Origin of the sequence: Paenarthrobacter sp. NEAU-H11, from assembly GCF_050573415.1 — a bacterium.
Classification (GTDB): Bacteria; Actinomycetota; Actinomycetes; order Actinomycetales; family Micrococcaceae; genus Arthrobacter.
The window spans coordinates 1-4,056 of record NZ_JBNZGA010000035.1 but is presented as its reverse complement, the minus strand read 5'-3'; the positions used below and the strand labels follow the sequence as shown (position 1 = coordinate 4,056).

Genomic DNA, 4,056 nt, shown 5'->3' with positions numbered 1-4,056 from the left:
GCATTGCAATTTCCTTTTTCTTTGGTCGCTTAGTTGATCCGTGCATGCGGGCATCCGCCGCCCGGGTTTTGCTTTCCCACGGCCCGGTGGACCGTGGTGTCGATGCGGCTGGCTGTAGCCCTGCCTTTGGCCACGAGGCGGCGATGCCGCTCGGTGATTGGCTCCTTCTCATCGGCGCGGATGTAGTCGCGGTAGATGAATCTCGCTCTCACAAACCCCCGTGCGAGCGACTGCAGCGCCCAGTGCGGCTGCTTCATCCCGTAGATGCGGAAGAGCGAAGGCGCGAAGAAGGTAGTGATGAGCGCCCGTCCGAACGGTCGCAGGGCTTGCTGCGGGAACCAGGCTTCAAGAAATTGCTTGATCAGCTCCTCTGTGAACGGCGCGCCGATCGGATTCTCCGGCCAGGGGCGCTCAGAATATGCCTGGGCATAGGCCGCGCACTCCTCGAAGGTCTTCGGCATCGGCTCGACGTCGGTTAAAACCTCGCCGCTCTCCACCGTGAACAGCTCGGCAATTCCGCACCAGAAGCGGTGTGCGGCGATCTTCTGCTTCTCTGACCACCCGGGCAGCCCGAGGCTGCGCTTAAGAGTGTGCTCGGCGGTCGCCGCAGCGGAGAACAGGAATATGTAGTCTTCCGAGTGCGAAAAGGATCCCTTGTAGTGCTTCGCCCATTTCACATGTTGCTTGTTAACGATATCGATCGCCTGCTTCGTCACGGGCGAGTCCGGGCCGTGCTCGGCCCACAGCAGCATGTGATCGTTGGTGTTGGTCGTCCGTTGTTCGGCTTGGACGATCATCGCGCCGGTACCGTCGCGATATGCCGCGTCCGCACCCCACGTGGTCATGCCCAGATGCGAATTGTCCACCGTGTACTGCCAGTGAAGATCGAAGTCCGTGACGTTATAGATGTAGCTGAGAGCCCAAATCTCCTGGTAATCGACGTACGGGTCGAGCTGCTCAATGCGTTTGCGAATCCACTTCCGCGAGGTGCGGATAAAGTCGGTGCTCACCGCAGCCGCGGACGCACCTTGGGCAACCGGTGTCTGTTGTTCCTGCATGCTTCTTCCTCTCATAGCGCCACAGAATAGATAGGTGTCGAGTCATGACACACGCCTTCGTAGCGCATAGTTCGCCTCGCGCCGCCTGTGGTCTCGGCCGAGCGGCTCCAGACGAACGCCGCCAAGCCACTGCCGCCACCGCCCGTCCTCATCAAAGATCTCCCAATGCCAGGCGACGACGACGTCCCAGGAAACGCTTCAGATCATCAAGCAACCATACGATAATAAGCGCTTGCTAACAAAGTTTGAGTAAAGGAAAAATCCCTGGTTTACCATGCCGTGCTCGAGGCTGCACGAACCTCGGGATGGGAAAGGCACACAACACGGCCTTTCTGTCGAGACTTATCCATTTCAAATGTGCTGGCACCAGGCTTTGAGTGGGCAGCCAGATCCAGAATTCAGTTCACTGCCGTCCGATGGTGCGGTACACCTCGGGACGATGAATCTTGAGACGAAGGGCGTAAAACGCTCCGAGCAGCCACAACAGGAACACCCCAACGCAGATCCACAGGCCCAATTCCTGGGACACGCCCAGCAGTAGGTTGATATTCAACGTGGCCAGAATCATCAGGGTTAGCAATCCCCCGAAGGCGATCAAGGGTGCGATGAGGCGAGACCACACGGATAGCCCCTGTCCGCGGTTCCGGTTGAGGTACACGATCACCGCGACACTGGTGACAGTGATGAGGAGGAACAGCGCATATGCGCCGATGCCGCTAATCTGGGCATACAAGACTGAGATGTCGGCGCCCGCTATGGCAGATACAAACACGGCAGCCATGGTGGCACAACTCACCCACATCGACGCACGATGGGGCGAGCCGTGGCGAGGGTGGGTTTTAGCAATACTCCGAGGGAAGACGCCGTCTCCGGAGAGCTTGAAGATATAGCGGGTCAAGATGTTGTGCAACGTCAGCATGGCCGCGAAGATGCTCGTGTTCAGAAGAACGGTGGCGACATCGGCTCCAAACCTTCCGAGGAACGTGCTGAAAGTTCCAAGGACAGCTCCCGTGGGGTTTTCCGCTGTGGCTGCCACAGCTTGATCGGAGCCGAGGGCCTGGATGATGGCCCAGGCGGTAAACCCGTAGACAACGGCAACAAAGGCAATAAAACCGTACGTGGCCAGTGGGATCGTGCGCTCCGGGTGACGGACTTCGTCACGAAAAACGACGGTGGCCTCGAAGCCGGCGAAAGCGAGAGCCGCGAAGAGGAGCCCGAGCCCTATGGAGCCGGAAAAGATGTTGCCTGGATCCATGAAGCTCCCGGTCAGACCCGTCGCTCCGCCCTTGGCGACGACAACCACGTCATAAGCGGCCACGACAAGGATTTCTAGCACCAGTAAGGCGCCGAGCACTTTGGCCGAGACGTCCAGGTGGAAATATCCCAGAACTCCGACTAGGAGGACTGTCCCAAACGCGTACACAAGCCAGTGGATCGACGGTCCGCCCAGGGTTACTTCGACCATTTGGGTTGCTGAGAGGCCAATGTACGGCGCTTGCCCCGCGAGCATAAGGAAATAGGCAAGAGCAGCAACAGCCGCCCCACCGAGACCTACCGCCCGACCAAGCCCCGCCGTGATGTATGAATAGAATCCACCAGGCTCTTTAACGTATCTAGCCATCTTCATGAAACCTGCCGCGAAAGTACCAAGCATCACCGCGGCCAAACCATACATCAGGGGCGCACCCAGGCCATTCCCGTATCCAATGGTGATGGAGATGTAGCCGACTGCGCCCGCGATCGGTGCATTGTAGGCGAGGATCATCAACAGCAACGAAGTTGGGCCTAGGTTTCCCCGAAGACGCTCCCGCTCCGGTGACGCATGGTCAATGACACTAGGGTTCGGTTCGTGGGGAGGGTCGGCTATGGAGGTCATTTCGGCGTCCTTTGCTTGAGGAGTTATCACGCCGTGCGGGACGACGTTTCATTGGGGTTTGTCGGCGTGGTGTCGCGGTTACATTGGTGCAGTGGACCTCGACACCATTTTTTCAAAAGTCGGGCGTACGACGGAAGCGTCCGAGGGTGTTGTTAGCGCACGAGTCGTCTGAGGGCGTAGTTTGCATCGCGGCGGCGGTAGGTCTCGGTGGATCGCCCGTTGACCCGGATTGCGTTTCTGGCGGCGGCCGCCGCAGCGCGCTCTTCTTCCGTGACGTCGTGGTGGCGCATGTCAATATCGGCCGTCCAGCGCAGGAGGTCGTCGAGGGTGTCCCCCTCGAACACCACGCCCTCTGCCTCTACTTTGGTCCGCTCGGGGTTGATTACACGAAACGGCGCGGCGCTTTCCATTGGGTCAAGCAGGCGGTCCACATTGGCCTCGGGCTCGTCGTGCAGCGACGTGATGGAAATGTCCGGGTCTGCCACCCGCCCGCTGGCGCTGTAGCTGAGCACACACTCGGTCCGCCAAAGGAAAGCCCGGTGTTCGGGCCAGAAGAACTTGTGAGTCCTCTCCTCCCCCTCGGGGACGGCGAGGATGGTGATGCCACGACCATTAATTTCCTGCAGCACCCGCATCGGATCGGCCTCGACCAGGACTTCCTTATAATTCGGCACAAAGTCAGCGGGGCTGAGCGTGCCGTGGCGACGACCGACGTGGAACGCGTAGATCTCCGGATACGTGCCGGGGTACTGGGAAGGACCGGGCAGGTCCTCGTTCGGGACTGGCACGTCGGCCCATGAGTTCTTGAACAGATCCTCGAAAAACGCCGCGATGGCAGCTTGGCTCAACAATCCGGCCCCGACGTGACCCATGGGCTCCTGGATGACAATCCCAAAGCGCTGGTGTTTGTGCCACTCAGGCAGAATTTCGGTGACGGTGCTCGAGGCCCCGTCTGCTTCGACACTGAAGTGGTCGAGCTTAAGCATGGCAGTGTGCATCCTGCGATCAGCCTCCAACGGCAGAAATGAATACGGTGATGGGGATGTGTCCGGTCAGTTCTAGACGTGATCCGAACAGTGACCGGGAGCCGGGAGGGATCGTTGTACCCCGAGCCGGACTTAC

General features: G+C 59.4%; 3 protein-coding genes. All 3 read right to left on the bottom strand.

The genetic code is table 11. The annotated features are described in order from the left end of the window. Nucleotides 1-29 precede the first annotated feature (29 nt). Nucleotides 30-1,058: a hypothetical protein gene (locus ACQ3DC_RS21040; protein WP_430753086.1), complete on the bottom strand. Its 1,029-nt coding sequence runs from the start codon at nt 1,056-1,058 to the stop codon at nt 30-32. 403 nt (nt 1,059-1,461) lie between these two features. Beyond that, complete coding sequence (locus ACQ3DC_RS21035) at nt 1,462-2,934, bottom strand: APC family permease (protein ID WP_430753130.1); 1,473 nt, start codon at nt 2,932-2,934, stop codon at nt 1,462-1,464. A gap of 152 nt (nt 2,935-3,086) precedes the next feature. Further along, the gene (locus ACQ3DC_RS21030) at nt 3,087-3,920 is read right to left on the bottom strand and encodes a hypothetical protein (protein WP_430752655.1); all 834 of its coding nucleotides are present in this window, start codon (nt 3,918-3,920) and stop codon (nt 3,087-3,089) included. Nucleotides 3,921-4,056: the final 136 nt, after the last annotated feature.